Raw genomic sequence first — 25,821 nt, 5'->3', positions numbered from 1 at the left:
TTGTCAGGGGGCATGGCCACCGTCGGTTCCTCTCAACGTGTCCGGGCAGGCGCCAACAGGCCCTGAACAGGGCCTATTCGAGCCATTCGGAGATCTGCGGAGTGATGTTCAGTGAACGACGGGCCGCACTACCGGGACAGGGCCCAGGATGTAGTCCTGCGTAATCCCGCGTAATCCAGGTGGGGAGGGGTGACGGGGTGCCGAAGAACCCGGCCGTCGCGGAACTGATCAAGCGGGCCTGCCAAGAACGCGGCTGGGGCCCCTCGGAGTTGGCGCGTGCCCTCGGCCTCGCCGAATGCGGTGACCCGCGCCGCCTGCAGCGTCAGCACGCCAGGCGGTGGATAGAAGGCGAACGAACCCCCGGCCACTGGTGGCCCTATATCGCGCAGGTGCTGGCACTGGATCCCAAGGCGATCAACCTCCTGGAGCCCATGCCTGCGGCACCCCACACAGATACCGTTGCATCAGTCCTGCACCTGGGAAGGAGCGACGTGGAACGCCGGGAGTTCATCCTCGCCTCCAGCGGATACGCGCTGTCCGCACTCGGGCTGCCCGACATGGACAGCATCACCCGCCGAACCAAGACCGCCCTTCCCGGAGCGGTCCGCGTCGGTCAGGGCGAGGTGGCCGCCGTACGCCACATGGTCAAGGCTCTCGGCGACTCCGCCTCCGAACTCGGCGGCGGGCACGCCCGCCACCTGGCCGTCCGCTACCTCACCCAAGACGTCGCCCCCTGGCTGGAGGGTCAGTTCACCGAAGCCACCGGCCGCGACCTGTTCGCCGCGACCTCCCAGCTCGTCCACCTCGCCGGCTGGATGGCGCAGGACGAGGGCGACACCCCAGAGCTGCGCGGCCTCGCCCAGCGCTACTACGCCCACTCCTTCCGCCTGGCGGCGGAGGCCGGCGATCCGGAACTGTCTGCGACGGCTCTCCGCGGCCTCGCCGTGCAGTGCGTCGATCTCGGCTATCGCGCCGAAGCCGTCCAGCTCGGCGAAGCCTGCGTGGAGTACGGTCACCGCCTCGACAACCCGCGGGCCGTCGCCTACTACGAGGCCACCCTCGCCAACGCCGCCGCCCAGGACGACGACCGCCGCATGGCGACCAAGCACCTCGCCCTGTCCGAAACCGCCATCGGCAAGCCGACCGCCGCAGCCGGCGACTCCTGGGCCGCCCACTACTCCCCGGGCCGCTGGGCCCACGAATCCGGCATGATCCTCTCCCGCCTCGGCGACCTCGACGCCGCCGAGGAACACCTACACCTCGCCCTCGACATCCACGGCCTCGACCGCCGCCGCACCCGCGCCATCGTCCTCGCCGACCTCGGAGGCGTACGCCTCCGCCAAGGCGACGTCGACGGCGCCATGGCCACCTGGCGCGACTTCCTCGACTGCGCCGACGGCATCCGCTCAGTGAAGGTTCAGGCCGCCCTTCAGGACATGCGCGTCCGCCTTCGGCGGTATGGCGGCGTCCCGGAGGCGCAGGAGCTCCGCGAGCGGGCGGCCCGCGTCACGGGCTGAGGGTTGTCCCTTGAATGCCCGCCGAGCCGCCGCAGGGTGGGGCGCCGTGCGGCCCCTGCCTATCGACGAGGGCAGGGTTCTGCATGCGGGCGCTGCCGAGCATCGCGGGGTGGACCCCGTCTCCCTGAGGCGGCAGTCGCGGAGGATCTTTCCAGGGCTTCGGGCGAACACGTGTCCGCCCCGGGCCCGGACTGCTTGTGAGACCGGTTGTGCTCTTCTTTCCAGCTCGGCAGCTCTGCCTGGCCACGCTCGTGGGGTGTGACATGACGAGTCCGGTCCCCGGTAGCCACTGACGGCCGTCACGACGTCTTGCCGACGGCGGCCATGGCGGTTTTCTCGATAGACAAGAGGTTAGTGCCCGATCAGGAGCCCTTCCCGACGCCACCGCAATTGGATGTACGGCCTGGTCGCGCGGGACGTATCGCGCACAAGCCCACGACTTCAGATAACCGTTCAGCGCACGAACAGAAAAGCGGCGATCACTGCAATGCCGACCGCGTACATGCATCGAGTCTTCCAGTCCTGGAGCTCCTGCTCCAGCTTCTTCAGCTTCGCGGTGTACTGCCGTTTACCCTGCTCCTGCTGCCAGTGATACCTCTCCGCTAGGGCCACCACGTCCAGCTTGACCAGGGAGTTCTTCGCTTCCGCGAGCCCTCGGTTCGCTTCGGCGATGAGGGACAGCGTTTCACTCTTGTCCTCAACCAGCTTCTTCATGTCCTCCAGGACCCGGCCAAGGTCCGAGATGACGGGATCGCTTTCCAGATAGTTCACGGCCCGTGAGAATTCGTCCAGCCGCCTCGAATCCACCAGATGCACGGTACTGGCGAAACCTTCGAGGACATCCATGCTCAGACCGTTCGCCGCCTGGCTGAACATCTCGGCCATCGACCAGTTCATCTTGCTCGAAAGCGCGTTGGAGAAGTCCTTGAGGACCTTCGCGTCCAGGCGGTTGAGGGCTGAGGCTACCTCGGGGAACTCCTTCGCCACTTCGTTGATCACGATGTGGGTGTCCCGGCCGGAGTGGAAGGAGAGGTGCTTGTCGCCCATCAGAGGTTGATGGTTCCGCTGAAGTCTCTGCCCACGTTGTAGTTCGTCTGAGCGTGCACCTCGCCGAAGGTCACGGTGGAGGTCGAGTTGTCCACCGTCAGGTTGTGTTGACTGAGCCTGACCCTCCAGTAGGCGGCGATGTCTTCCAGCGGGAGAGCTTCCTCCCTGAGCAGGACCGCATGGTCGGCGGCCTCCTCCGCGTACCGGTCCTGGACTTCCCGGGGCGCACCGGAGACGAGCGCCCTGACGCGTTCACGTACGCGGTCGAGAAGCCCTGTGGCTGCGCCTGCGGCGACAGCTTCGGTTACTGCAACTGCGGCTTCAGTGGCATTGACCATGAGAGGAAAGTATCGAAGCGGGACATCCGTTGCAGGGCAATGCGATTTTTTACAGGTAGGGAATTTCCGTTGGTGGCTACGGGGCGGAACGCAGCCGTGCTAGAACCGTGCCACCACATGCGGTAAGCAGAGGCCGCAGCCTGGCTGGCCCGGCGGGGGCGACGCCACTCGCGGTTGCACGCGTCCCCCACGAGGTCCCCGCGGAACTCCTTCGGATACGGCTTGGGCACTGCGACATCCTTGCAGGCAGCCTCTCAGCAAGCCGCGTCAAGTGTCACCTATCGGTGCAGCAGTCCCCAGCACGAGGGCCGTGCCACAACGTGACAGTCGCTTCAGCTCTTCGTCGACCTCCTCCGCCCGACCAACTGCACTGTCAGACAGGGCATTTATGCTGCCAGGAACCAAGCCGACGCAGCAGCCGGATGGAGAACCAGAAGATGGCATCAACCTGCGCATGGTGTGGCGGCAGCATCCCACCGGACCGGGCTCCCCAGGCCAAGTACTGCGGGGTGGAGTGCCGCGACCGACGAGACGTTGCGAGCAAGCGCGGTACCCGCCGCCCACCACAGAAGCACTTCGTCTGCGTAGTGTGCGCAGGCCGTATCCCCTCCACCCGGCATCGTGCCTGCACAACCTGCTCCGAGGAGTGCGCTACGGAGCGGCGCCGTGAATTGGGAAATGAGACCCGCCGGGCCAAGACTCAGCGCAAGCTCGCAGGCCTCACCAAGACATGTGCACGTTGCCAACAGGTGTTCACACCACAGTCCATGCCGTGGCAACAGTTTTGCTCCAAGCTGTGTGCCCAACAGGCAGGTGGCAAGCGCGCCAAGCTCAAGCGGCAGGAGCGCCTCTCGACCGGAGATTTCAAGCAGTGCACTGTCGAAGACTGCGGCGGCCTGGTCGTCGCGCGTGGGTACTGCCGTACTCACTACGCGCGCTGGCACAAGCACGGTGATCCGCTGCACCGAGCAGCTCCTCGGCAGACGCGCTGCTGCGATGTTAAGGACTGTCCGAAGGCGGCGGCCGCTCTCGGCCTTTGCCCTCGGCACCGACGCCTGCAGAAGCTCTACGGAGACGCCTTGGGGGCCAAGTGCACCCAGTGTCGTATCAGATACACGGCGTCTGGGCGGCCCGGCTGGTGTGTGAACTGTGTCGCGGAAGTGTTTGCGAACAACGGCTACCGGGTGTTGGAGCCTTTCCAAGGCAGTAGCCGGCCCGTGAAGGTCGCCTGTCTGAGCTGCGGCGAGGCGTCAGCAGTGCTCTTCAGTAATGTGATCCGAGGCGGCTCTTGTGTCCACTGCTTCCGACGCCTCCGAGCCGGCCGGGACCGCGCTCTGCCCAAGTCCGAGGCGCTCAGAGCTCTAACGAGTCTCCGTCTGGTTCTGGCTGGGCCTTACGCTCGTGCCACGCTCGCAGTAGCTGCCGAGTGCCTGGACTGCGGCACCGGCACCACCGTCAAGATCTCCGACATCACACGCGGGCAGCGCCTCATCGGGTGCCGAAACTGTGCAAGGGATGCCGCAGCCAATGAGATCACCTACTGTGCGGCAGGTTGCGGCCGATCATTCGGACAGCCACTCGGCGGCCCCCGCCGAAAGTGGTGCAGTCAAACGTGCATGGAGTACTTCGGGCAGTACTCAAAGCCCTACCCAAAAAACGTGGGGACACGCCACTGCCTGGACTGCGAAGCGGACATCACAGCCAAGCAGCTGTCGGCGGTCCGCTGTGATGCCTGTCTCCCGGCGTGGAGGAACGAAGCGCGTCGCAGACTCTGGGCCGAAAATCCGGAACTCCGCCGCCGCCAGCAAGCAGACGCAGCGAACCGCCGTCGGGCCCGGATCCGAGGCAACGGCCGGGAGCGATACGAGCGACTCGACGTGTTCGAACGCGATCGTTGGCGGTGCCGACTCTGCTCCTTCCCGGTAGATCAAACAGCTCAGTGGCCGGACCCGTTGTCCGCCGCCATCGACCATGTAGTGCCCATCGCCGCTGGCGGAGCTGACACCCTAAGCAACGTGCAGCTGACTCACCAGGGCTGCAACTGGCGTAAGTGGAGCAAGGACTCGATCGGAATCGACCCAGATGAATTCATTCACCCGGCCGTGGCCGCCCGATTCCTTGCTGGGGAGGGAACCCGCCGATCGGAAGGCTCGGCAGCAAGCACCTCGACGGCTGAGGAGCCAGATCTCCGGCACGGACGTGCTCCCCTGCCCTCACCGGTACAGCGAAGCCCCACAGCCCCTGGAGCTTCGTGAGCGGACAGCACAGCTAGCAGCCTGACGCAGCTTCAGGGGCATGTCGGCGGAGCAGCGGCTCATGGGGTCCATCCTTGCCCACCACGTGACCGAAGTCTGTAGGCCAAACCCTGCATTATCCGATCACCGCGGCCCGCTTCTTCGCTCTAGGTTTCAGGCTCTATCAACGGGAACGCACAGTCACTGGGACGTCGGCCAGACCTCTGAACGATGATTGCCGGCATAGGGGGCTCCATCCTCACGGGTCAGTACAACTAGCGCCGGCGCAGGGGGCGGCTACCGGGAGAGGGAAGAGCCAGGTTCACCCCGAGAGGTTGATGATCACGCCGTCCCCGGCAGTCGTGCCACAACGTGCCAGTAGAGGCGGTAAACAGCGGTCACCAGGGGTCGCAGCAGAGTTACACGCGAGCGCCCCCATCCGACCATCGTTCCAGGTCAGCGGCTATTCATAGGCCGGAGCCCCGGGGATTCCCAAGCTCAGAGCGCGAGTTCGATTCTCGTCACCCGCTCCATGAGAAAGCCCCAGGCCAGCGGCCGGGGCTTCTTTGTATGCAGCACCTTGTCACCGTCCGGTCGGCCCCCAGCGGCTCCTCCCTGGATAATCGGGGTATGGCATCACAGCCCAGCCTTTCCGATCTCCGCCGTGCCAAGTTTGCCCGGCGCGCACCCGCGGCGCTCTCCGAGCTCGCCGGCCCCGAGCACGGCACAGTGAGCCTGCCACTCCACCTGGCATGGTCGGGACTGACCACTTTCGACCTCGATCAGCCCCGGCTGCGGATGAGCTACTACCGCATCGTGCTGGCCGAGGGCCAGCACGATGATCTGGTCCGGTATCTCAATCGCGGCCTCCTCGTCAGCTTGTGGCCCACACTGCGCACACTGATCAGCCGTGATGTCCGTGAAGTCTGGGAACGCGCCTTCGACGAGTTGGCTCACAGCGCCCAGGCCGCGGCGTGAACCTCACCGACCTGCACCGTCGCTTGCTCGCAGACGTGCTTGCCGTAGGCGGTGCATACCCTCTGGCGCTTACCGGTGGCTACGCGGTCCAAGCGCACGGCCTGGTCGACCGGCTCAGTCAGGACCTCGACGTCGCGACCGAGAACCCCGAGCGCATGGAGGACATTGCGACTGCCGTGCGCATCGGCTTGGAGCAGCGCGGGTGGCAGGTCAGCGCTCTGGAAACAGACCCGCTGTCCGCGCGCCTGATCGTCACCGATCCCACCAGCCGTGAAGAGTGCGAGGTCGACATCCTCAAGGAAGCCCTCTGGCGACCGCCTGTGCACACCGAGCACGGCTTGGTGCTGTCACTCGAAGATGTCGTTGGAACCAAGGTCCGCGCGCTGTCCGACCGCGGGCTCGCCAGAGACCTGATCGACGTTCAGGCCGCATCGAACCACTGGAGTCACATCGGACTCGAAGAGCTCGGACGGCGCCATGCCCGCGAATCCTTCGACCTGAGCGAGCTGCAAGCTCGACTGGGCGGGGCCGACTGGATCGACGACACGGAATTCGCCGCCTACGGACTCAACGAGCAAGCAATCACCAGGCTGCGGCAGTGGGCACAGACATGGGCCGGCGACATCGGCGAACGACTCCAGGAGCAGGAGGCTCCGCACGAAGACTGAGGGCCGCAGACAGACCGGACGTGCTCGGCAGGATGCACCTCATGCTGCTCAGCCCACAACGACCGTGCCCCACCCGTGCCCTTCGGAGCGGACAACAGCGGTCAAGCACAGCGCCCATAGACCACGTAAGCCTCGACCGATCCAGGCAAACATGCAGGTCAGAGCCACTACACCCGTTCAAGAGCCGTTGATTCCCAAGCTCAGAGCGCGAGTTCGATTCTCGTCACCCGCTCCATGAAAAACCCCCAGGCCAGCGGCCCGGGGCTTTTTGCGCCTGGGGGGCCGTATCCGTGCTGGATGCCCTCGCCACCGGCCTGATCGCACGGGTGCCCGTCCGTGACACGGCATCATGCAAGCGTGATCACCATTCATCTCAAGTACGAGATCGACGCTGACAAGCTTGAGGACTTCGAGGAGTACGGTCGCCGCTGGGTCCGGCTCGTCAACCGGTTCGGCGGGACGCACCACGGCTACTTCCTGCCGAGTGAGAGTGACAGCGACATTGCCTACGCCCTGTTCTCTTTCCCCAGTCTTGCTGCGTACGAGCAGTACCGCTCCGACAGCATGTCCGACTCGGAGTGCCAGCAAGCGTTCGACCTGGCTCGTGAGACCCGCTGCATCAAGCGCTACGAGCGCCGGTTTCTCAGGCCGCTCGACGACCTGTCCTAGGCCGGCAGGAGGCATGCCGCGCGATCACGCCGAGCAGCGGCCCACTGCAATGGCTCCGGCATCCCGGTGCGTATCCGCGATGTTCGCGCCAGCCCGCCAGGAGGTCGGCCACCATGCAGGTCGCCGGCTTCGGGCCGTATCCGCCCCTGGGGCAGCGGCCGACTGCTGCACAGCTCAGCCATATACCGGCCAAGGCGCTCCTGCACAAAGGCCGCTGCGCACAACCTGCACGAGGCAAGTGGCCGGAGCTCGACCGTTTCCCATCGCCGCCAGCGGGCTGCTCCCCTCAACACTGCCTGTCAAGTTGAAGCTGGACCTGCACCATCTGGTGTCAGCATCCCTCGGAAGGCTGCGATGCGTTCGGGCGCTGCTGGTAGACAAGAGATGCCGCCTCGACTCCCGGCGGAAGTCGCCACTCGACAACTTGAAGGCCCGATATTTCGATCAATTCCTCAGGAACCCCTAACCGGGACAGAGGAGTTGCTCTATATTTTTCGAGCCACGCACAGCGTCTGGCTTTTTCCTCCTCTTCCAACGCCGCCCAGCAATCAAGGCCGACCCCTGGTGTACCCCTGTTCGCCCCCTGTCGCACCACAAGGCTCCATACGAGCGGAGCATTACTGGGATCCCGCGCGAGGGAAACGAGACACCAGGCAGCCATAGGTGACAGGGAAGGCCCGTGGGATTTCCTGAGCCGCATCGCGCGCCACTGCCAGCGCGGAGCCAACAGCCACCGACCATTCCGCCCAAACTCTTCCCGAAGGGAAAAATTGCGCAGCCTCATCCCGTCCGTTCCTCCCCTGAGGAACTGGACTGCTCAAGCTGCAGTTCACGCTTTCGCTGTTCTTCCTTAAGGTGTTCAACGAAGCCAGCATACTTCCGAAGGCGGTCCCCTTCAGTGAGACCAGAATCGCCGACACCGGCATATTCATCGAGCATGAACTGCGAAGCATTGTAATGCTTTTCGATCTCGTCGGCAGTCGACTGCAGATTGTATCCACGTTCGCGAAACTTGAAGTATCCGGTCACACCGGCAGAGATGCCAACCAAGGCACTCAGTGCTGAGGTAGTGATCCGCAGAGCAAGGCTGCCCCCTTCGTTCATCGCCGTAAGGGTGGAAGTAGCAATCGAACCAGTAATGATGATGAGCTGAAAGGTGTTATGGATGCGGCGGTTATTATTCGCCGACTTCCGATATTGGGCAATAATGTCGAGCGAGGCCTCCCGGTAAATACGGAGGCCGGACGGCGAGTCGAGGGGCAGGCCAGCGGCTGCCGTCTGGCGATCCTGCAGGGCATTACGCAGGTCGCCGGCGCGACCGACGACGACTTTACCGTTCTTCAGGAGTAACCAGGACATTGCCACAACGAGCCCGGCCACGGCCAGAAGTCCGATATAGCGTGCGAAGATCGGCTTGGTCTGCCACAGACCAACGACGACCGTGTAGCCCAACAGAACGGAAAGCACGAAAGAGCCAAAAAGGCATAGCCAGTAAACACGCTGGAATGCCCTGGAGGCTCTAAGGTCCGATTCGATCTGATCGAACTCTCTGACTCGATTTCTATACTCCTCCTGAAGTCGCCGCTCTTCCGACTCCGACAGAGACGCGCCAACATCACCGAAACCAGCCGTCACGAAACCCCCACCCTCCCGCTCGATCAAGGTAGGGGAATTAAAGAGCTCTGGAGCCTCACAGGCAAGAGCAACCACTCCGCCGCCCACTCCACCCCGCCCCACCCCACTCCTCCTCTGGCTGGCATTCGACCATCCGATCAGGCAATTCCCCGCGAACGGAAAATTGAGGCCGAATACCGACCCTCCTTGAGGGGGACAAATCGCACAAACTTACAGGCTCGCAAAGGTGTGGCAATCATGCGGCCATGCGGTTCGAGGCATTGGCCGCCCGAGTTTCGTGCAGACTTTCGATACAAGCCGCTGAGTCCCAAGCTCAGAGCGCGATTTGACTCTCGTCACCCGCTCCACGAAGAAGGCAAGGTCAGCGACCGGGGCCTTTCTTGTTGCCAAGACGTCCAAAATCGCGAACCACCTTGGCCGTCTCCCCTTACTGGGCTGTCCCAGAGATCCTGGCCCACTTCAGGGGAGCAACCACGAGATCCCTCACACATACCCCGGAATGCTTGCTGAATGCCCTCAACGACTCGCATCACCGTCACGCTCCCCAGCGACCAGGCGGCGGAGCTCCGCAAGCTCACGGAAACAACGTCTCCGGCTATATGGCGGGAGCCGTAGCCCGCCAAATCCGGGGCCAACACCATCCTGGAAGTCACCCACTCCCACACCAACACGCCTCACATCGCCCGACCCAGACGGCAATGACCGCTCCGACACTGATGAGGTCGTCGGCACGGTAAAGGACGGGCCCGGGGTGTGGACCTGGCCGCAGGCGACGGACGGTTTCATCAATGCGACCTCGACTGTGGAGCGTCAGGGGAGGCCACAAGCCCTTCTATGCATACTCCAGTATGCTTGCCGTATGTCCTCAACGACTCGCATCACCGTCACGCTCCCCAGCGATCAGGTGGCGGAGCTCCGCAAGCTCACGGACAACGTCTCCGGCTATGTAGCGGAAGCCGTGGCCCGCCAGATCCGGCACCAGCTTCTGGGCGACGACCTCCGCCGCCACGAGGAAGAGCTTGGAGGCTTCAGCGACGAGGAGCTCGCCGAGGCGCGCGCGAGGATCTTCGGTTCCGCCGGCTCTTCCAAGGGCGCGGACGCCGCGTGAGCGAGCGGATCGAAACCGTAGTCCTGGACTCGGAAGGGCTCTCCGCTTGGATCGCGCAGGACCGCAAGCTCCTCGCGATGCTTCAGGTCTTCCACGACATGGGAGCCGACCTCGTGATCGGGGCCAACACCATCGTGGAAGCCACCCACTCCCGCACCAACATGCCACGCCTGGCCTGGGCCCTGTCCCGTGTAAAGGTGGAACCCGTCACCGAGCAGGCGGCGAAAGCGGCGGCTGAGCTCCTCAAAGGCGTCGGGCTGCACGGGCACAAGTACGCCATTGACGCCACGGTCGCCGAGGTCGGGCTCCGCCAGCCGAAACCCGTCGCCCTGCTGACCTCCGACAGCGATGACATGACCAAGCTCTGCGGCAACCAAGTCCGCATCATCCCCCTCTGACCAGTCCGCCCGCCCGGAGCACGCGTCGCACTGCCAGCTCTCGTGCCCCATCCGTGCCCAGCAGAGCGGACAACAGCGGTCAGATACGGCTCCCAGAGACCGGGAGCCACCCACCTGCCCAATCCGAAACCACAGGTCAGAGCCCCTCCACCAACGTAAGAACCGTTGATTCCCAAGCTCAGAGCGCGAGTTCGATTCTCGTCACCCGCTCCATGAAAAAGCCCCAGGCCAGCGGCCGGGGCTTCTTTGTTGTCTGGCCCACCACGGAACCCCGTGCCCTCGAACGTCTGATCCCAGGGCACCGTCAGGATCCGGGTCGGCGCCGAGTCGAGGGCGAGGGGGCTGCCCCCATCGTGAGCACGGCGAGGACGACCAACAGCGCCGGGCAGTCGGCGGGGTCGGCTTGCCCACCTCGACACCAACCCACGTCGGCGACAGGCGACTTCCTCCCTGGGCGTGAACCTCGGCGAATCCCTTCTCCGAGCCCTACCCGCGAGCGGCTCCTCGTCCCACCTGCCGAAGAACTGCCATGCCCGTCATCGGCGGCCTGCCCCTGGTGGTCGATGCCTCACTGATTCCATGTGCGCCGAAGTCACCACCACAGCTCACTCGTACTGACGGCAAGGCCCGGGGAAGATGGCCTGGACCCGCATCGATACGAGACCGAGGGAGGTGCGCGTGTCGTCCGCGGCGGCATCGAAGCCGAGCTGGAGGGTCAGTCCCTCGACCAAGCTGTGCAATTCGAGGGCGGCGAGCTCAGGGTTGGTGTCGTCCAGCACCTCGCCGCACTCCTTTCCGTTGTGGACGGCCCTGGAGAGCATCGAGCGAATGAGGCGGCCGGTCTCGGCGTGGGCGTGGGCGAGACGCGGGCTGTCCACCGTGCGGCCGACGAAGGCCAGCGCCACTCGGTGGGCCGAGCGGCGCGGCGGGTCCACCGGAAGCCATTCAGCGAGGCCGTCGGTAACCACGTCACGGATCGGCAGCCGCTCCACCCTTGATCGTTCCTCCAGTGCCGAGACCCGCTCCAGGGTCTTGCGGACCACTCGCTCATGGGTGAACAGCAGCATCTCGTCCTTGGTCGAGAAGTAGTGCTGCACATGACCGACGGAGACTCCCGCCGCGGCGGCGGTACGCGCCACGGTGACCCGGTCGAGACCCTGCTCCGTGATCAGTTGCTGAACCGCGTCGGCGACCGGGCTGTGATCGTCCTGCAGAACGCCTTCCACCTCCTGCGCGCCCAAGAGTTCCACGACGCCGCAATCGGAACGGCTCAACTGCTGTCCGGTGCGGACCCGCGCAGCACCTCGACCGATCCGCTTGCCACCCTGCTGCCCTGGACCATGGTCGTACTCGCCGGGCTGCTCGCACTCTGCGTGGTCGCCCCGGCGCTGCGCTTGCTGACCACACGACTGACGGCGGCCCGAGCCCGTTCCCGGCGCAGGATTGCGCTGAACGCCCTTGCGTCGGTTGCCGGATCGCTCGCCCTGGCGGCGCTGTTGTGGTGGGTGCTGCCCTCCGCTTTCGGAGGCTCGATCGACTCGGCCCTGCTGTGGCTGCCCGATGCAGGGTGGGCCGTGGTCGGTGTCGTGGCGCTGGCTCTGCTTCTGGCGGTGGAGCGGCTGATGCTCGGCGTGGTTGACCTGCGGCGGGGCAAGAGCCGACCAAACGCCGACAAGCCGGAACCCGAGCCACGTGCCGGGGCCGCGTCCGTGCATCGGTGCCCCATCCGTGCCCAGCAGAGCGGACAACAGCGGTCAGGTGCAGCCCCCAGAGACCACGGCCGCCTAAGCCGCTAACAGAGAAGCGCGGGTCAGGACGCCTTCGGTGGCCCAAAGGCTGGTGATTCCCAAGCTCGGAGCGCGAGTTCGATTCTCGTCACCCGCTCCATGAAAAAGCCCCAGGCCGACGGCCCGGGGCTTTCTTGTCGGCAGCTTCGCAGCTGGCGGGGCAGCCGCCGGTCGGGCCCCCTTCGTGCGCACAGGAGCGTTGTCTGCGGACCAATCAGCTCACTGCCGACTCTTCCTGGATGAGCGACGTATGGCATCACAGCCCGGCCTTTCCGATCTCCGCCGTGCCAAGTTCGCCCGGCGCCTGCCCGCAGCGCTCTCCGAGCTCGCCGGCCCCAGCACGGCCCTGTGCATCTGCCGCTTCACCTTGCCTGGTCGGGGCTGACCACCTTCGGCCTCGACCGGCCCCGGTTGCGGACGAGCTATTACCGCATCGTCCTGGCCGAGGGCCGGCACGACGACCTGGTCCAGTACCTCGACCGGGACCTTCTCGTCGGCCTGTGGCCGGCACTGCGCACGCTGGTCAGCCGAGATGTCCGTGAAGTCCGGGAGAGTGCTTTCGGCGAGCTGGGCGGCAGCGCACGGGCCGCTGCGTGATACTCACCGGCCTGCACCGGCGCTTGCTTGCAGACGTGCTCGCCGTGGGCGGCGCGTCCCCCCGGCGCTAACCGGCGGCTACGCGGTCCAGGCGCACGGCCTGGTGGACCGGCTCAGCCAGGACCTCGATGTCCCGCTCCGCGAACGGCTGCCCTGGTGTCGGCCGACGGTCCGGCGGGCGTCGGAGCGGGGTAAGGCTGGCGTGCGGGGCCGCCGGAAGCGGGTAACGTCATTATCATGTTCTTCCAGACGCCGATTTACGAGTGAGCGCGTGATGGGCCCCTGCTGACGTCCCCCGACGTCGCCGCGCCCGTCCCCCACCGATGAATCCGTAGATCACTTCACTTCATTCCGGGAGAACCCATGACCGTGAGCAAGAACATCAACAACCCCGTGGGCATGGGCGGCGGCCAGCGTAAGAAGCTGTCCCGCGCCGAGCGGCAGAACAACGGTCCGCACCGCAATCTCGACCGCAAGGGTGCCGCCGATCTGAAGGCGGAGCTGGTGCGCAAGATGCGCGAGAAGACAGGTGCGGCAGAGGACTCCGGGCAGACGGGCGACGACACCGCACAGGGCTGACGCGCCACAGCCGCAGGGCGGCGACGCGAGCAGCAGCAAGGACGTACACGGCAGGGCCCGGACCGCCACGCGCGGTCCGGGCCCTGCTGTCGTAGCGGGATCCGATCGTCGCCGCGCCCTCACGTGATCGGTCAGGTCGTGCAACCTTCCCCACATTCCGTGGGTCTTCACGCTGTACGTCCTGCCCGCACAGCACGAAAGGCCCCCGTGCACCTGAAGAGTCTCGTCGTCGCCCGGACCGGCGGTGCCATGTCCGCCGTCGTCCTCGGCAGCCTGCTGGTGTCCGCCCCGCAGGCGGCAGCCGCCGACGTAACCTGCTCGACCAACGTCTACAAGCGGACGTTCTACAAGAACACCTCGTTCTCCGGCTCCCCGGTGAAGACCGACTGTGACAGCGCCATCAGCCAGAGCTGGTCCGGCCGCCCCGTCTCCGGCGTGCCGTCGAACAACTTCGGTGTCCGCTGGTCGGTGACCCGCGACTTCGGCTCCGGCGGCCCCTTCACGTTCGCCGCTTCCGCCACCGACGGCGTACGCGTCTACCTGGACGGCGTCCGCAAGATCGACCTGTGGAAGGGCACCGGGGACACCGCCCGCTCCAAGAGCGTGAATCTCACCGTCCCGTCAGGCAAGCACACACTTCGCGTCGACTACGTGAACTGGACCGGCGCCGCCAAGGTCAAGTACAGCTACACACCCCGCACTTCGGCGAAGTACGACAGGACGAAGCCACTTGCCCCCACCGGTGTGAAGACCGCGTACGACACCACCTCCCGCAGGACGACCGTCTCCTGGTCCGCCGGCAAGGAGATGGACCTCGCGAACTACTCCCTCTACCGGCGTCCCGTCGGCTCCAGCACCTGGACGAGGGTCACCACGACCACCGCTCGCAACCACACCGACCCTCTCGTGAACCCTGACGACCGCACGCCGTACTACTACGAGGTCCGTGCCAAGGACAAGGCGGGCAACACCTCGTCGGGCAGCACTGACACCGTCGTCCGGCCGCTGCCCGTCGTCACCTCGCTGACCGGCACCTACGACAAGTCGACCGGCAAGGTCAGCTTGAAGTGGCCCCTCAACACCGAGCCGCACTTCGACCGCTACACGGTCCTGAGCAACGACAAGGTGAACGGCTCCTACGTCTGGGTCCCGCTGGGCACCACCAAGGGCAGCACCTGGACCACCGCCCCCGTCACCGCCGACGGCGAGACCCGCCACTACCGCGTCCTCGTGACCAACGACGGCGGCACCACCACCTACAACCCGGGCTGGCTGGACGCCACCGCCACCAACGAGCTCTGGCTCGACGTCCCCGACGGCATCGCCCCGGCCTACGCCCCCGAGCTGGCCCTGGGCTCCTGCGCGAGCGGCATACAGGCGACCGCCACCGACTACACGCCGGCCCCGATCCGCGACTTCAGCGGCTTCGCGATCGAGCGCCGCACATCGGGCACGGACATCTGGTCGGTCGTCCTGCACAAGGGCTACGATCCGCGCCTGGGCGCCAAGGTGTCCGTCTGTGACCCGCTGCCCGCCGACGGGCGCACCCATGAGTACCGGGCCCGCACCTATGACGCGGCCGGGAACTACTCGCCGTACAGCGAGACCCGTGCCATGACCATGCCGGCCGGCTGACGGTCACAGGAACACAGCTCACAGGACACGGGACATGGGCCCTTCGAGGCGGTGCCACCCTCGGCGCCGCCTCGAAGGGCCCTTTCACACGTGCCGGTGGGGGCGATGGGCAGCGGTCACCGACCGGCCGACCGCCCCGCTCCGACCGTCCGCTCCGCCCCCGGCTGTCAGTGCCCTCTGCTGTGATGACCGGAGGGAACAACGGCGCACGACGAGGAGACGGACCAGTGGGCACGTGGGGTGCGGGGAACTTCGACAGCGACACGGCGGCTGATCATCTCGCGGCGCTGACCGACCGGCTGGTGACCGAGGTCACGGAGGCCATGGCCGGCGATCCCGTGGAGCTGGAACCGGACGAGTACCGGGGTGTGACCGTCCCCTGCAACCTGGAGCTGCTGCTCGTCCTGGCCCGGCAGGGGTGGGTGGGCGTGATCCTCCCGCCGCCCGAGGTGATCCGGGCCTGGCAGCAGACGTTCCTCGCCGTGTGGGAGCGGACGATCGACGGCCTGGAGCCGGATCCCGCGTACAAGGACGAGCGCAGGGCGGTGCTCGACGGGACGTTCGAGCAGCTCGCCGCGGCGTCGGCGGCAGCGAAGTAGAGGTCTCGCCGGGAACAGCATGTCGGGTCGGCACGGTTGCACGACCGAGGACCGGCGCCGCACGGGCGGGAGACACGGGGACCGCGAGGTCGTCCGCCCGCCAGGATCCGGTCCCCGGGACCGCGGCACGTCCGCCGCGTGTCCGGACCACGACGTAGTCCGCAGGAGGACTTTTTTCATGACCGACCGGCCCTTGACGCTCATGGCAGTGCACGCCCACCCCGACGACGAGGCCACCAGCACCGGAGGAGTCCTCGCGCGGTACGCCGCCGAAGGCATCCGCACGGTTCTCGTGACCTGTACCGACGGCGGTTGCGGTGACGGACCGGGAGGCGTCAAGCCGGGCGATCCAGGGCACGACCCGGCGGCCGTCGCCCTGATACGCCGGCAGGAACTCGAGGCGAGCTGCGAGGTCCTGAAGATCAGCGATCTGGAGATGCTGGACTACGCCGACTCCGGAATGATCGGCTGGCCGAGCAACGACGCCCCCGGGTCCTTCTGGAGGACTCCCGTCGACGAGGGCGCCGCCCGGCTCGCGGAACTCATCGAGCACTACCGGCCCGATGTGGTCGTCACCTACGACGAGAACGGCTTCTACGGGCACCCCGACCACATTCAGGCCCACCGCATCACGATGGCGGCGCTGGAGACGACCACGCTGACACCGAAGGTGTACTGGACGACGATGCCCCGCTCGATGATGCAGCGGTTCGGCGAGACCATGCGCGAGTTCCAGGAGGACATGCCGGAGCCGGACCCTGCCGAGACCGCCGCGATGGCCGAGCTCGGCCTTCCCGACGACGAGATCACCACATGGGTGGACACCACCGCGTTCAGCGACCAGAAGTTCGATGCGCTGGCCGCGCATGCCAGTCAGGGCGAGAACATCTTCTTCCTCGGGATGGGCAAGGAGAGGTTCGGCGAGCTGATGGGCACGGAGACCTTCGTGCGCGTGAAGGACACCACCGGCGCGGAACTGCCCGAGAACGACCTCTTCGCCGGACTGCGCTGATCCGCCTGGCCGGGAGGCTGCCCGCCCGGCCCACCCTGCCCCGGAACGGCCCACCCTGGGGCGGGGCACCGGCACCGGCACCTGAGCGGGGCTCCTCGTGGCACGGCCCCGCTCAGCGCACGGGGAAGCCGAAGGAGTACCCCTGCTCCTTCAGCCAGGGCAGCACCTGGCGCAGAGCTTCCAGGGTCTCGGAGCGCTCCCCTCCCGCATCGTGGAAGAGGATGGTCGGGCCGTTGGAGATCTCGCTCTTCACGGTGTCGACCATGGTGTCCACGCCGGGGTGCTCGAAGTCCTTGGTATCGACGTTCCAGCCCAGCGGGCGCATCCCCCGGGACGCCGCGAGCTGTCGGCTGTACGGGGTGAAAGCACCGCCCGGGGCCCGGTAGTACTGCGGCCGGACGCCCCCGGACGCCTCGATGATCATGCGTTCGGCGTCCAGGATCTGCTGGGACTGGTACGCCTCGGACTTCTGGTCCATCGCGGTGTCGTGCGAGACGGTGTGGTCGCAGAGCCGGTGCCCGTCCGCCACGACCTTCTTGACCAGGTCCGGGTAGGCCTTGGCCTGCGTGCCCACCATGCAGAACGTGGCCTTCACCCCGCTGTCCTTCAGCAGTTGCAGCACCTGCGGCGTCCAGACCGGGTCCGGCCCGTCGTCGATGGTGATGTTGACGCCCCTGGGCCCGCGGTCGGAGGCGTGCGCGATGTCGGCGGCCACCTTGGTCACGGTCCGCTCCTGGGGCCGGGCTTCCGGCTGCCCGCCCGTGGGGCCGGCCTGGGCGGTCCACACCGAGGTGGCAGCGGCCAGCGCCGTCACTCCGAGACCCGCCGCGAGAAGCCGGCTGTGCCATCCCCTTCCCTTGTGCTTTGCCATGTCCGCCCGCCCCTTTTTGCTTACTCCGCCGATGCCGTGCCCCCATCAAGTCACACGAACGCCCTGATCAGGTGCCTCTGTTACGGATCGCTGACGAATCCGCCGGGGACCGGCGACAAGCGCAGGGGTTCCGCGACAGACGAGGGACACGGCGAACGGGAGAAGCCCGTCAGCGAACTGACGGGCTCCCACGGGGCTTCGACGCCTAACCTGCCATCAGGTCAGATGGTGGGCGTCTCGTCCACGACCTCCTTGTGCGGTTCCACGACGAACTTCCAGCCTTCACTGGGCTCCAGGAACCGCACGCGGGTCGGGTAGATGTCCAGGGCGCGGCGGTCACGGTTCTGGGCCCCGTTCTTCCGCCCCCGGGCCGGCTCCTCGTACAGGTCGATCTTGACGTCCGGTACGGCGACGGTCTCCTCGTTCCAGCGCTGGACGATGCCCGCGCCGAAGGCGTCCCGTGCGGCGGTGTAGAGCGAATCCAGGGATGCCGCACCCCCGTCAGGAACGAAAAGGGCGAGGTTCAGGAGGACGCCGGCACTCCGGAGGACCTCGATCTCCTCCCCCGCCTTGTCAGCGACCCATATCCCGCGCTCCTCGGCATTGTCCGGGAGAACATGAATTTCCTTGCCGAAGATCGTCCTCGCGGCGAAGGAACCTCCTTCGAAATTCTTACCCGGCTCCGTGAGGAATGCCGGGGCGAAGCAGTCGAGAGGAAGGTCATCCATCTCCGCCGATACGAAGATGCCGTCCTGGAGGCCCAGTTCAGAAACCTGTTCGGCCGTGAGACGTCGGGCCGTAACCTTCTCGGTATTCACGCCATTCCCCTTTTTTCGAGGCGTCCTGTAAATTCATTATGACTATATCACGAAAATGATCACCCAGTTCCATGCGTGCACCTTCGTACGCACAGCGACACGGCGGACCTTCCCGGTAATTCTCTCCGCCGAGGCCCGGGAGGCGAATAACCGCGCATTGTCGGAGAAATTCGACCCTCCGTCGAGAATTCGCAAGGGCGCGCCGCGCGCATCCGCCCCGATCCGGCCGGGAGGAACCGGGGGAGGAGACGGGAGGAGCCCGGGGAGAAGGGAGAAGCCGACCGGTTCGCGGAGGTACTTTCCCCGGACCCCGGCGGCCGCGCAGAGTGGTCAGCATGACGACACCCGCGGAACTGCTCCGCTCCTTCGCCCGCACCCGCGCCTCGCTCGACGGCGAGGAGGTCACGTACTGGTGGTCCGGAGATGTGTACTCGTGGGCCCCGGACGAGCCCTACCAGCGCGTCTTCGGCTTCGAGGGGCTGAACGTCGCCCGCCTGGTCCAGGATGCCGAGGCCGGCCCGGACGCCTACCGACTGCTCACCCGCGAGGCCGCCTTCTACCTGGACCCGACCACCCGCGAGATCCTGGAGACCTGGCAGGACCTCCCGGTGGTGCACGTCTGGAACGACCCGGCGAACCAGAAGTGGCGCCCCTTCCCGGTCCCGACGACCGAACTGGGCGGTCAGGTCTGCTTCAGCCTGGAGATCCCGCTCTCCTACCCCTCGCCGCTGCCGGTCGCCCAGTACCCCGTCCACTCGGCCGGCGACACGTACAAGGCCCTGGAGCTCTTCCAGTTCTTCGCCGACCGCGCCGACCTGGAGGGCACGGCCGCCGGCGTCCCGGCCACCATGTCGTGGACCCGGATGTCACCGTGGCTGCCGTGGATGGCCCGCGGTCAGCGGCCGGGCGGCCTCACCTTCCACTGCCGGGGCCGCAAGCTCGGTTCGTACGCGGAGGTGCCCGGGCGGACCCGTGCCTACATCGCGGAGCACCACCCGGAGTTCGCCCACGCCCCGGAGGAGTGGAGCGAGCCGAACGAGACCAGCTGGACGTACTTCCGCAAGCTCTGTCCGCCGGAGTAGAGGGTACGGCGGGCGGCTTCGGGGGCCTCTCCGGGCCGTACCGCGGAGCGGGGGTGGACACCGCTCGGCGACGACGTGGGCCGGGGACGCGTACGGGAGGTCTCCCCGTACGCGCCCCCGGCCGTGTCCCGTGGCATCCGTCCCGTCGTCACCGAAGGGATGCCACGGGACGGGCCTCACGGGACGAGTGGCCGCGGTTGGCCGTCACAGGACGGTCAGCCGTGGGCCGGGCGTCACGGGACGAGCTTGAGGAGCTTGTTCGGGGAGCCCGTTCCGACGCCGGTCAGGACGCCGGACGTCGCGCCGTTCACGAGTGCCGAGGCCACGGTCGCCGGGGCGGCTCCCGGGTGGCTCGTCAGGTAGACCGCCGCCGCTCCGGAGACGTGGGGCGCGGCGAAGGAGGTTCCGTTGCCCGTGTAGGTGGCGGAGTCCGAGGTGTTCCAGCCCGCCGTGATGGCGGAGCCGGGGGCGAAGATGTCGACGACGGGGCCGTAGTTCGAGTAACTGGCCCTGGCGTCCGTACTGGTGGTGGCGCCCACGGTGATCGCGGTGTCCACCCTGGCCGGGGAGTACGACGACGCGAGGGCGCCCGAGTTGCCCGCCGCGATGGAGTAGGTGACCCCGGATGCGATCGACCGGCGTACCGCGTTGTCCAGTGTGGTGCTGGCGCCGCCGCCGAGCGAGACGTTGGCGACCGAGGAGGCGACGTGGTTGGCGGTGATCCAGTCGACACCGGCGATGACGCCCGCGGTGGTGCCGGAGCCGTCGTTGCCGAGGACCCGCACCGCGACGATCTTCGCCTTCTTCGCCACGCCGTAGGTGCTCCCCGCGACGGTCGTGGCGACATGGGTGCCGTGGCCCGCGCCGTCCTGTGCGGTGCTGTCGTTGTCGACGAAGTCGTAGCCGTACGAGGCCCGGCCGGCGATCTCCTGGTGGGTGATGCGTACGCCGGTGTCGAGGACGTACACGGTCGCGCCGTTGCCGCCCGTGTCCGGGTAGGTGTACGTGCCGCTCAGCGGGAGGTTCGTCTGGTCGATCCGGTCGAGGCCCCAGGGGGCGCTGCTCTGGGTGGCGGTCGAGTGGACCTTCTGGTCCTGCTCGACCGAGGCGACCGCCGGGTCGGCGGCGAGCCGCTTAGCCTCGGTGCTGCTGAGCGTGGCGGCGTAGCCGTTCAGCGCCGAGGTGTAGGTCCGCTCGATCTTGCCGCCGCGGTCGGTTATCAGCCGCTTGCCCTCGGCTGCGGACGCCTTGAACCCGGACGTCGGCGCGAGCGTGACGATGTAGCTCCCGGGTACCGCCTCGGCCGCCCCCGCGTGCAGGACTCTGCCCTCGGGTCCGGCCGCCTGGGCGGGTAAGGCCGCCGCGCCGGCTGCCCATGCCGCGGTCGTCGCGACCGCGACCGCCATGGCGATCCGCCTCTTGGTGTTGCGTACTGCTGCCATCGGGAGGTCCTCCTCGAACCAGTGGCGCGCCAGGGGTTCGACGCACCGTCGGGTCGCGGTGTACGGGATTCGTACGCCGCGGTCCGACGATGGCGGGGCGTGTCCGGGCGGGACAAGGAATCCCGGGAAGCTGTCATGGTCGCGCCACATTGGTGACCGCGTGTCCATGTGGCGTCACACGCGGCAATACGCGCTTCGCACGGGGTGCATGTTTCCCTGGGTGCGCCGCCGCCCGGTCACGGGCGCCACGTCCGGTACGAACGGGCCCCGTACCGGGCCTCGTTCAGCGCGCCGCGTCCAGCCAGGGCCTGCGGCCCGGGCCCGTGGGGTGGGTTCCCGTGACCCCCATGACGACCGAGTAGAGGCTGGTCTCCGCGGTGAGGAAGAGACGGTTGCGCTTGGCACCGCCCCAGGAGATGTTGGCCACCGCCTCGGGGACGACGAGCCGCCCGATCAGCGTGCCGTCCGGGTCGTAGCAGTGCACCCCGTCGTCCATGGCCGCGACCCAGAGCCGGCCGCCGTCGTCGAAGCGGAGGTTGTCGAAGCGGGCCGACCCGCGGGCCCCGGCCTCCGCGAAGACCTCACCGTCCGACAGGGTGCCGTCGTCCCTGACGTCGAAGACCCGGACGAGGCCCGCCCGGGTGTCGGAGACGAACAGCTGCCGCTCGTCCGCCGAGAAGACGAGCCCGTTCGGCGCACCGAAGCAGTCGGCGACAAGGCGCACTTCGCCGCTGTCCGGGTCGATGCGGTAGACGTTGTTGGAGCCGATCTCGCTCTCGGCGTGGTAGCCCTCGTAGTCGCTGGTGATACCGAAGTCCGGGTCGGAGAACCAGATCGAGCCGTCGGACTTCACCGTCGCGTCGTTCGGACTGTTCAGACGCCTGCCCTGCCACCGGTCGGCCAGCACCGTCACCGTGCCGTCGTGCTCGGTCCGGGTCACCCGCCGGTTGCCCTGCTCGCAGGTGACGAGCCGCCCCTCGCGGTCCAGGGTGTTGCCGTTCGTGTACCCCGCCGCACGGCGGAAGACGCTCACGGCGCCGGTCTCCTCGTCCCAGCGCAGCATGCGGTCGTTCGGGATGTCGCTCCAGACCAGCTGGCGCCAGGCGGGCACGTAGACCGGGCCCTCCGCCCAACGGCAACCGGTGTACAGGACCTCCAGTCCGTCGTCGCCGTTCATGCACCGCCCCGCACGGAATCGGTCGTCGAAGCTCTCGTACAGCCCGGGGTGCTCGCTGGTCATGGACATCCATCCCTTCGGCCGGCACCGAACTCTTTCGGCGTCGGCCGAAGACTGCTGGACCGCACACGGGGAGATCAAGTGGTAGCCGCCGGGCACCGTGGTGCCCTCGACGGAACGCACCGCGGTGCCCGCCGTGCACCGGGGACGCCGTGCACCGGGGACGGCTTCGCGCGGGCGGACCCCGCTCCTGCCGGACGGGCTGCGAGACCTTGACCACATCGGGGCGGGCGCCGGGATGCAGGGGAGGCGTCCCCGTGTTGGCGACGGGTGGACCTGACCCCACCCCGAACAGGACACGCAGTGACTGACGAGAATGCCCGCCGTGCAGCAGACGCCCTCTCGCGCCCCTTCTCGGTCCGCGGACTGACCTCCCGCAACCGGATCGCCATGGCACCCATGACCAGGGAGTTCTCCCCGGACGGCGTCCCGGGCCAGGACGTCGCGGACTACTACGCCCGCCGGGCCGCCGGAGGCGTGGGGCTGATCATCACCGAGGGGACCTACGTCGATCACGCCTCGGCCGGTACGAGCGGGCGGATCCCGGTGTTCCACGGCGAGAACGCGTTCGCGGGCTGGTCGGGAGTGGTCGACTCCGTGCACCGGGAGGGCGGGGCGATCATTCCGCAGCTCTGGCACGTGGGCGTCACACGCGCCGAGGGCGCGCCGCCCGTGGCGGACGCGGAACCGGTCGGCCCGTCGGGTGTGTCCCTGTCCGGAGAGCCCAAGGGCCGCGCGATGACGCAGAAGGACCTCGACGACGTCATCACCGCGTTCGCGGACGCGGCGGCCGCGGCTGAGCGCCTCGGCTTCGACGGGGTGGAGCTGCACGGTGCGCACGGCTACCTGATCGACCAGTTCCTCTGGGAGGGCAGCAACCGCCGCACCGACGCGTACGGCGGCGGCATCGTCGCGCGTACCCGTTTCGCGGCGGAGATCGTGGCGGCGTGCCGCGCGGCCGTGTCCGACTCCTTCCCGCTCTTCTTCCGCATGTCCCAGTGGAAGATGGACGCCTACGAGGCGAAGCTCGCCCGGACGCCCGAGGAACTGGACGCCCTCCTCACGCCGCTCGCCGAGGCCGGAGTCGACGTCTTCCACGCGTCCACCCGCCGCTACTGGCTGCCTGAGTTCGAGGACTCCGACCTGAACCTCGCCGGGTGGGTGAAGAAGATCAGCGGAAGGCCGACGGTCACCGTCGGTTCGGTCGGCCTGGACGGGGACTTCTTCAGCGCCTTCCAGGGCGACAGCTCCTCGGTCACCGGTATCGACCAGTTGCTGGACCGGATGGAGCGCGACGAGTTCGACATGGTCGCCGTGGGCCGTGCGCTGATCGCCGACCCCGAGTGGGCCGCGAAGACCCTGCGCGGGCGCACCGAGGACATCACGCCGTTCGGTGCGGAGATGCTGAAGACCCTGCGCTGACGGTGCGGGCCGCCGAAGGCACCGGCCGCAACGTCGAGATGGTCCGGCCCGCCTGGCTCGTCGAGGAGGCGGAGCGGCTGCGGGGAGCCTGAGCCGTCCCCGGCGCGCGGACGGGATGCCTGCCGAACGTTCCAGGCCTCCCGTCCGTGTGCTGTTCCACCCCGCCCGGACACTCCCCGGTGTAGAGTTTTTGAGTCCTGTCGTCTCCGATAGAGGTGGACGTTGCGCATCTGAGGCCCGCGATCATCGCGCGGTACGGCTTCCTGCCGTAGCCAGTCACGCCCTGTCGGCTTTCCTGCCGCCCCGTGACCCTCCGCGTGGATGCGACCTCGGTGCATGAGCCGTCCCCCGTTTCTCCGGCGGACCGCACCCCATCCTGTCCCGGCCGGTCGCCGCGTGGTGCTCGCACACGAAGCCCCTGTTCACACGCTTGCGACTGCGAGGACCACATGTCACACCCCACCATGCCCGCCGCCTCCCTCACCTGCTCCGCCCTGTCCTTCCGGTGGCCGGACGGCACGGAGGTCTTCGACGGGCTGTCCCTCGCCGTCAGCAGGGGACGCACCGGGCTCGTCGGCACCAACGGCTCCGGCAAGTCCACGCTGCTGCGGCTGCTGGCCGGCTGAAGCCCTCCGCGGGCTCGGTGACCGTCGGCGGCCACCTCGCCTACCTCCCTCAGAACCTCACCCTCGACACGCACCTCCGCGTCGAGGACGCCCTCGGCATCACCGGCCGGCGTACGGCGCTGCGCGCCATCGAGGCCGGCGACGTCGCCGAGGAGCACTTCGAGACGGTCGGCGACGACTGGGACGTCGAGGAGCGGGCCCTTGCCACCCTGGGGTCGCTCGGTCTCGCCGACGTCGGCCTCGACCGCACCGTGGGGCAGATGTCCGGCGGCGAGACCGTGCTGCTGCGGCTGGCGGCGCTGCTGCTGGAGCGTCCCGACGTCCTGCTGCTCGACGAACCGACGAACAACCTCGACGTGTTCGCGCGCCGGCGGCTGTACGAGGCCGTCGAGTCCTGGCGCTCCGGCGTCCTCGTCGTGGTCAGCCACGACCTCGACCTGCTGGAACGCGTGGACCGAATCGCCGAACTGCGCGCCGGTTCCGTGAGCTGGTACGGCGGCGGCTGGTCGGCCTACGAAGAGGCCCTGGCCACCCAGCAGGAAGCGGCCGGACGCATGGTGCGGTCCGCCGAGTCCGACGTACGCCGTCAGAAGCGCGAGCTGGAGGAGGCCCGGATCAAGGTGGCCCGCCGCCAGCGGCACAACAAGAAGCTGGACGCCCAGCGGCGGGCGCCGAGGATCGTCGCGGGCGCGCACAAGAGGTCCTCGCAGGAGGCGGCGGGCAAGCTCCGCGGCCTGCACGAGGACCGGCTCCAGGAGGCACGGGAGCGGCTCGACACGGCGTCGGACGCTGTCCGGGACGACGCCGAGATCAGGATTCGGCTCCCGCACACCGCTGTCCCGGCAGGCCGGACGGTCCTGAGCGCACAAGGGCTCCACCCCCGTTTCGGTTCCCTGCGCGACGGCACGTTCCACGTCCGGGGCCCCGAACGCATCGCGCTGATCGGGCGCAACGGGGCCGGGAAGACGACCCTGCTGCGCACCCTCACCGGGGAACTCGCGCCCACGTCCGGCGAGGCCGAGGCCCACGTCCCGCTGCGCTTCCTGCCGCAGCGGCTCGACGTGCTCGACGACGGGCTGAGCGTCGCCGGGAACGTGGCCCGCACGGCGCCCGGGACCACCGACAACGAGATCCGCTCCCAGCTGGCCCGCTTCCTGTTCAAGGGAGCACGCGCCGAGCAGCCCGCGGGCACCCTCTCGGGCGGTGAGCGGTTCCGTGCCGCACTCGCCGCCACGATGCTCGCCACACCGGCCCCGCAACTGCTGATGCTGGACGAGCCGACCAACAACCTCGACCTGGCGAGCGTGCGGCAGCTGACGAGCGCGCTGGAGTCCTACGAGGGCGCGCTGATGATCGCCGGGCACGACCTGGCGTTCCTGGAGTCGGTCGGGATCACCCGCTGGCTGCTCGTGGGCGAGGAGATCACGGAACTGACCGCGGAGGAGGTCCACGAGCTGCTCGACGCGCCCGACACGATCGTCTGACCGGTGGTGTACTGGAGGGTGCGGGCCGTGCTCCGGGG

22 protein-coding genes and 3 pseudogenes are annotated in these 25,821 nt (G+C 67.6%); 16 read left to right on the top strand and 9 right to left on the bottom strand.

Translation table 11 applies throughout. The annotated features are described in order from the left end of the window. The first annotated feature begins 197 nt into the window (after window positions 1-197). Window positions 198-1,517 carry an NsdA family TPR-like regulatory protein gene (locus tag P8A20_RS18940; protein ID WP_261988597.1) on the top strand — a complete coding sequence of 440 codons (1,320 nt, stop codon included), beginning with the start codon at window positions 198-200 and terminating at the stop codon, window positions 1,515-1,517. Between the two features lie 67 nt (window positions 1,518-1,584). Here the strand turns inward: P8A20_RS18940 and P8A20_RS18935 are convergent. The 3 genes and pseudogenes from P8A20_RS18935 to P8A20_RS18925 form a co-directional block, all read right to left on the bottom strand. Continuing rightward, window positions 1,585-1,800: pseudogene (locus P8A20_RS18935) on the bottom strand (IS5/IS1182 family transposase); the annotation flags it as partial. Window positions 1,801-1,970: 170 nt separating this feature from the next. Further along, complete coding sequence (locus tag P8A20_RS18930) at window positions 1,971-2,564, bottom strand: hypothetical protein (protein ID WP_147961737.1); 594 nt, start codon at window positions 2,562-2,564, stop codon at window positions 1,971-1,973. Continuing rightward, a complete protein-coding gene (locus P8A20_RS18925; protein ID WP_147961736.1) occupies window positions 2,564-2,902 on the bottom strand; it encodes a hypothetical protein in 339 nt (112 codons plus the stop codon). The genes P8A20_RS18930 and P8A20_RS18925 overlap by 1 nt, the downstream gene beginning before the upstream one ends. A gap of 422 nt (window positions 2,903-3,324) precedes the next feature. Between P8A20_RS18925 and P8A20_RS38720 the strand changes: the two genes are divergently transcribed. From P8A20_RS38720 to P8A20_RS18910, 4 genes are all read left to right on the top strand, one after another. Beyond that, complete coding sequence (locus P8A20_RS38720; protein WP_147961735.1) at window positions 3,325-5,157, top strand: HNH endonuclease; 1,833 nt, start codon at window positions 3,325-3,327, stop codon at window positions 5,155-5,157. Window positions 5,158-5,766: 609 nt separating this feature from the next. After that, a complete protein-coding gene (locus P8A20_RS18920; protein ID WP_147961734.1) occupies window positions 5,767-6,114 on the top strand; it encodes a transcriptional regulator in 348 nt (115 codons plus the stop codon). Then, on the top strand, window positions 6,111-6,782 hold the full coding sequence (locus P8A20_RS18915; RefSeq protein ID WP_306103908.1) for a nucleotidyl transferase AbiEii/AbiGii toxin family protein: 672 nt from the start codon (window positions 6,111-6,113) through the stop codon (window positions 6,780-6,782). The genes P8A20_RS18920 and P8A20_RS18915 overlap by 4 nt, the downstream gene beginning before the upstream one ends. Window positions 6,783-7,139: 357 nt before the next feature. Next, complete coding sequence (locus tag P8A20_RS18910; protein ID WP_147961733.1) at window positions 7,140-7,451, top strand: NIPSNAP family protein; 312 nt, start codon at window positions 7,140-7,142, stop codon at window positions 7,449-7,451. A gap of 780 nt (window positions 7,452-8,231) precedes the next feature. Here P8A20_RS18910 and P8A20_RS18905 read toward each other — a convergent pair. Beyond that, entirely contained in the window at window positions 8,232-9,086 is an 855-nt protein-coding gene (locus tag P8A20_RS18905; protein WP_147961732.1) for a DUF4231 domain-containing protein, read from the bottom strand. A gap of 859 nt (window positions 9,087-9,945) precedes the next feature. On the opposite strand from P8A20_RS18905, the gene P8A20_RS18900 reads away from it, so the two are divergent. Together P8A20_RS18900 and P8A20_RS18895 are read left to right on the top strand one after the other, a co-directional pair. Further along, window positions 9,946-10,194: a type II toxin-antitoxin system CcdA family antitoxin gene (locus P8A20_RS18900; protein ID WP_147961731.1), complete on the top strand. Its 249-nt coding sequence runs from the start codon at window positions 9,946-9,948 to the stop codon at window positions 10,192-10,194. Further along, window positions 10,191-10,592, top strand: a complete 402-nt coding sequence (locus tag P8A20_RS18895; protein ID WP_147961730.1) for a DNA-binding protein — start codon at window positions 10,191-10,193, stop codon at window positions 10,590-10,592. The genes P8A20_RS18900 and P8A20_RS18895 overlap by 4 nt, the downstream gene beginning before the upstream one ends. Before the next feature lie 605 nt (window positions 10,593-11,197). Here P8A20_RS18895 and P8A20_RS18890 read toward each other — a convergent pair. After that, entirely contained in the window at window positions 11,198-11,818 is a 621-nt protein-coding gene (locus P8A20_RS18890) for a TetR/AcrR family transcriptional regulator (protein WP_187282294.1), read from the bottom strand. On the opposite strand from P8A20_RS18890, the gene P8A20_RS18885 reads away from it, so the two are divergent. The 6 genes and pseudogenes from P8A20_RS18885 to P8A20_RS18860 all read left to right on the top strand — a co-directional run bounded on the left by P8A20_RS18885 (window position 11,792) and on the right by P8A20_RS18860 (window position 16,801). Beyond that, the gene (locus P8A20_RS18885) at window positions 11,792-12,388 is read left to right on the top strand and encodes a hypothetical protein (RefSeq protein WP_306103907.1); all 597 of its coding nucleotides are present in this window, start codon (window positions 11,792-11,794) and stop codon (window positions 12,386-12,388) included. The two genes, P8A20_RS18890 and P8A20_RS18885, sit on opposite strands and share 27 nt — an antisense overlap. A 241-nt stretch (window positions 12,389-12,629) precedes the next feature. Then, window positions 12,630-12,976, top strand: a pseudogene (locus P8A20_RS18880) (transcriptional regulator). Between the two features lie 363 nt (window positions 12,977-13,339). Next, entirely contained in the window at window positions 13,340-13,555 is a 216-nt protein-coding gene (locus P8A20_RS18875) for a DUF6243 family protein (protein ID WP_147961727.1), read from the top strand. Between the two features lie 207 nt (window positions 13,556-13,762). After that, window positions 13,763-15,190 (top strand): PA14 domain-containing protein, encoded by a 1,428-nt coding sequence (locus P8A20_RS18870; protein WP_261988866.1) that lies wholly within the window; start codon window positions 13,763-13,765, stop codon window positions 15,188-15,190. A gap of 227 nt (window positions 15,191-15,417) precedes the next feature. Then, complete coding sequence (locus tag P8A20_RS18865) at window positions 15,418-15,789, top strand: DUF4259 domain-containing protein (RefSeq protein WP_306103906.1); 372 nt, start codon at window positions 15,418-15,420, stop codon at window positions 15,787-15,789. Between the two features lie 178 nt (window positions 15,790-15,967). Then, complete coding sequence (locus tag P8A20_RS18860) at window positions 15,968-16,801, top strand: PIG-L family deacetylase (protein WP_306103905.1); 834 nt, start codon at window positions 15,968-15,970, stop codon at window positions 16,799-16,801. A gap of 112 nt (window positions 16,802-16,913) precedes the next feature. Here P8A20_RS18860 and P8A20_RS18855 read toward each other — a convergent pair whose 3' ends face one another. Beyond that, window positions 16,914-17,672, bottom strand: coding sequence for a polysaccharide deacetylase family protein (locus P8A20_RS18855; RefSeq protein WP_306103904.1), 759 nt, complete (start codon window positions 17,670-17,672; stop codon window positions 16,914-16,916). 221 nt (window positions 17,673-17,893) lie between these two features. Continuing rightward, window positions 17,894-18,490: a hypothetical protein gene (locus P8A20_RS18850; protein WP_147961723.1), complete on the bottom strand. Its 597-nt coding sequence runs from the start codon at window positions 18,488-18,490 to the stop codon at window positions 17,894-17,896. Between the two features lie 335 nt (window positions 18,491-18,825). Here P8A20_RS18850 and P8A20_RS18845 point away from each other — a divergent pair, with 335 nt between their 5' ends. Then, complete coding sequence (locus P8A20_RS18845) at window positions 18,826-19,572, top strand: DUF1838 family protein (protein ID WP_147961722.1); 747 nt, start codon at window positions 18,826-18,828, stop codon at window positions 19,570-19,572. Between the two features lie 233 nt (window positions 19,573-19,805). Here P8A20_RS18845 and P8A20_RS18840 read toward each other — a convergent pair whose 3' ends face one another. Beyond that, window positions 19,806-21,014, bottom strand: a complete 1,209-nt coding sequence (locus P8A20_RS18840) for a S8 family peptidase (protein WP_147961721.1) — start codon at window positions 21,012-21,014, stop codon at window positions 19,806-19,808. 283 nt (window positions 21,015-21,297) lie between these two features. Then, window positions 21,298-22,254 (bottom strand): SMP-30/gluconolactonase/LRE family protein, encoded by a 957-nt coding sequence (locus P8A20_RS18835; RefSeq protein ID WP_306103903.1) that lies wholly within the window; start codon window positions 22,252-22,254, stop codon window positions 21,298-21,300. Window positions 22,255-22,554: 300 nt separating this feature from the next. Here P8A20_RS18835 and P8A20_RS18830 point away from each other — a divergent pair, with 300 nt between their 5' ends. Both P8A20_RS18830 and P8A20_RS18825 read left to right on the top strand, forming a co-directional pair. After that, window positions 22,555-23,673: an NADH:flavin oxidoreductase gene (locus tag P8A20_RS18830; protein ID WP_147961719.1), complete on the top strand. Its 1,119-nt coding sequence runs from the start codon at window positions 22,555-22,557 to the stop codon at window positions 23,671-23,673. A 449-nt stretch (window positions 23,674-24,122) separates the two neighbouring features. Next, window positions 24,123-25,783 (top strand): annotated as a pseudogene (locus P8A20_RS18825) (ABC-F family ATP-binding cassette domain-containing protein). The last annotated feature ends 38 nt before the right edge of the window (window positions 25,784-25,821 follow it).

The sequence above is a fragment of the Streptomyces sp. Alt3 genome (genome assembly GCF_030719215.1).
Taxonomy (GTDB): domain Bacteria; phylum Actinomycetota; class Actinomycetes; order Streptomycetales; family Streptomycetaceae; genus Streptomyces; species Streptomyces glycanivorans.
Note: the sequence above shows the minus strand (reverse complement) of the source record. Positions and strands in the feature narration are given on the sequence as shown.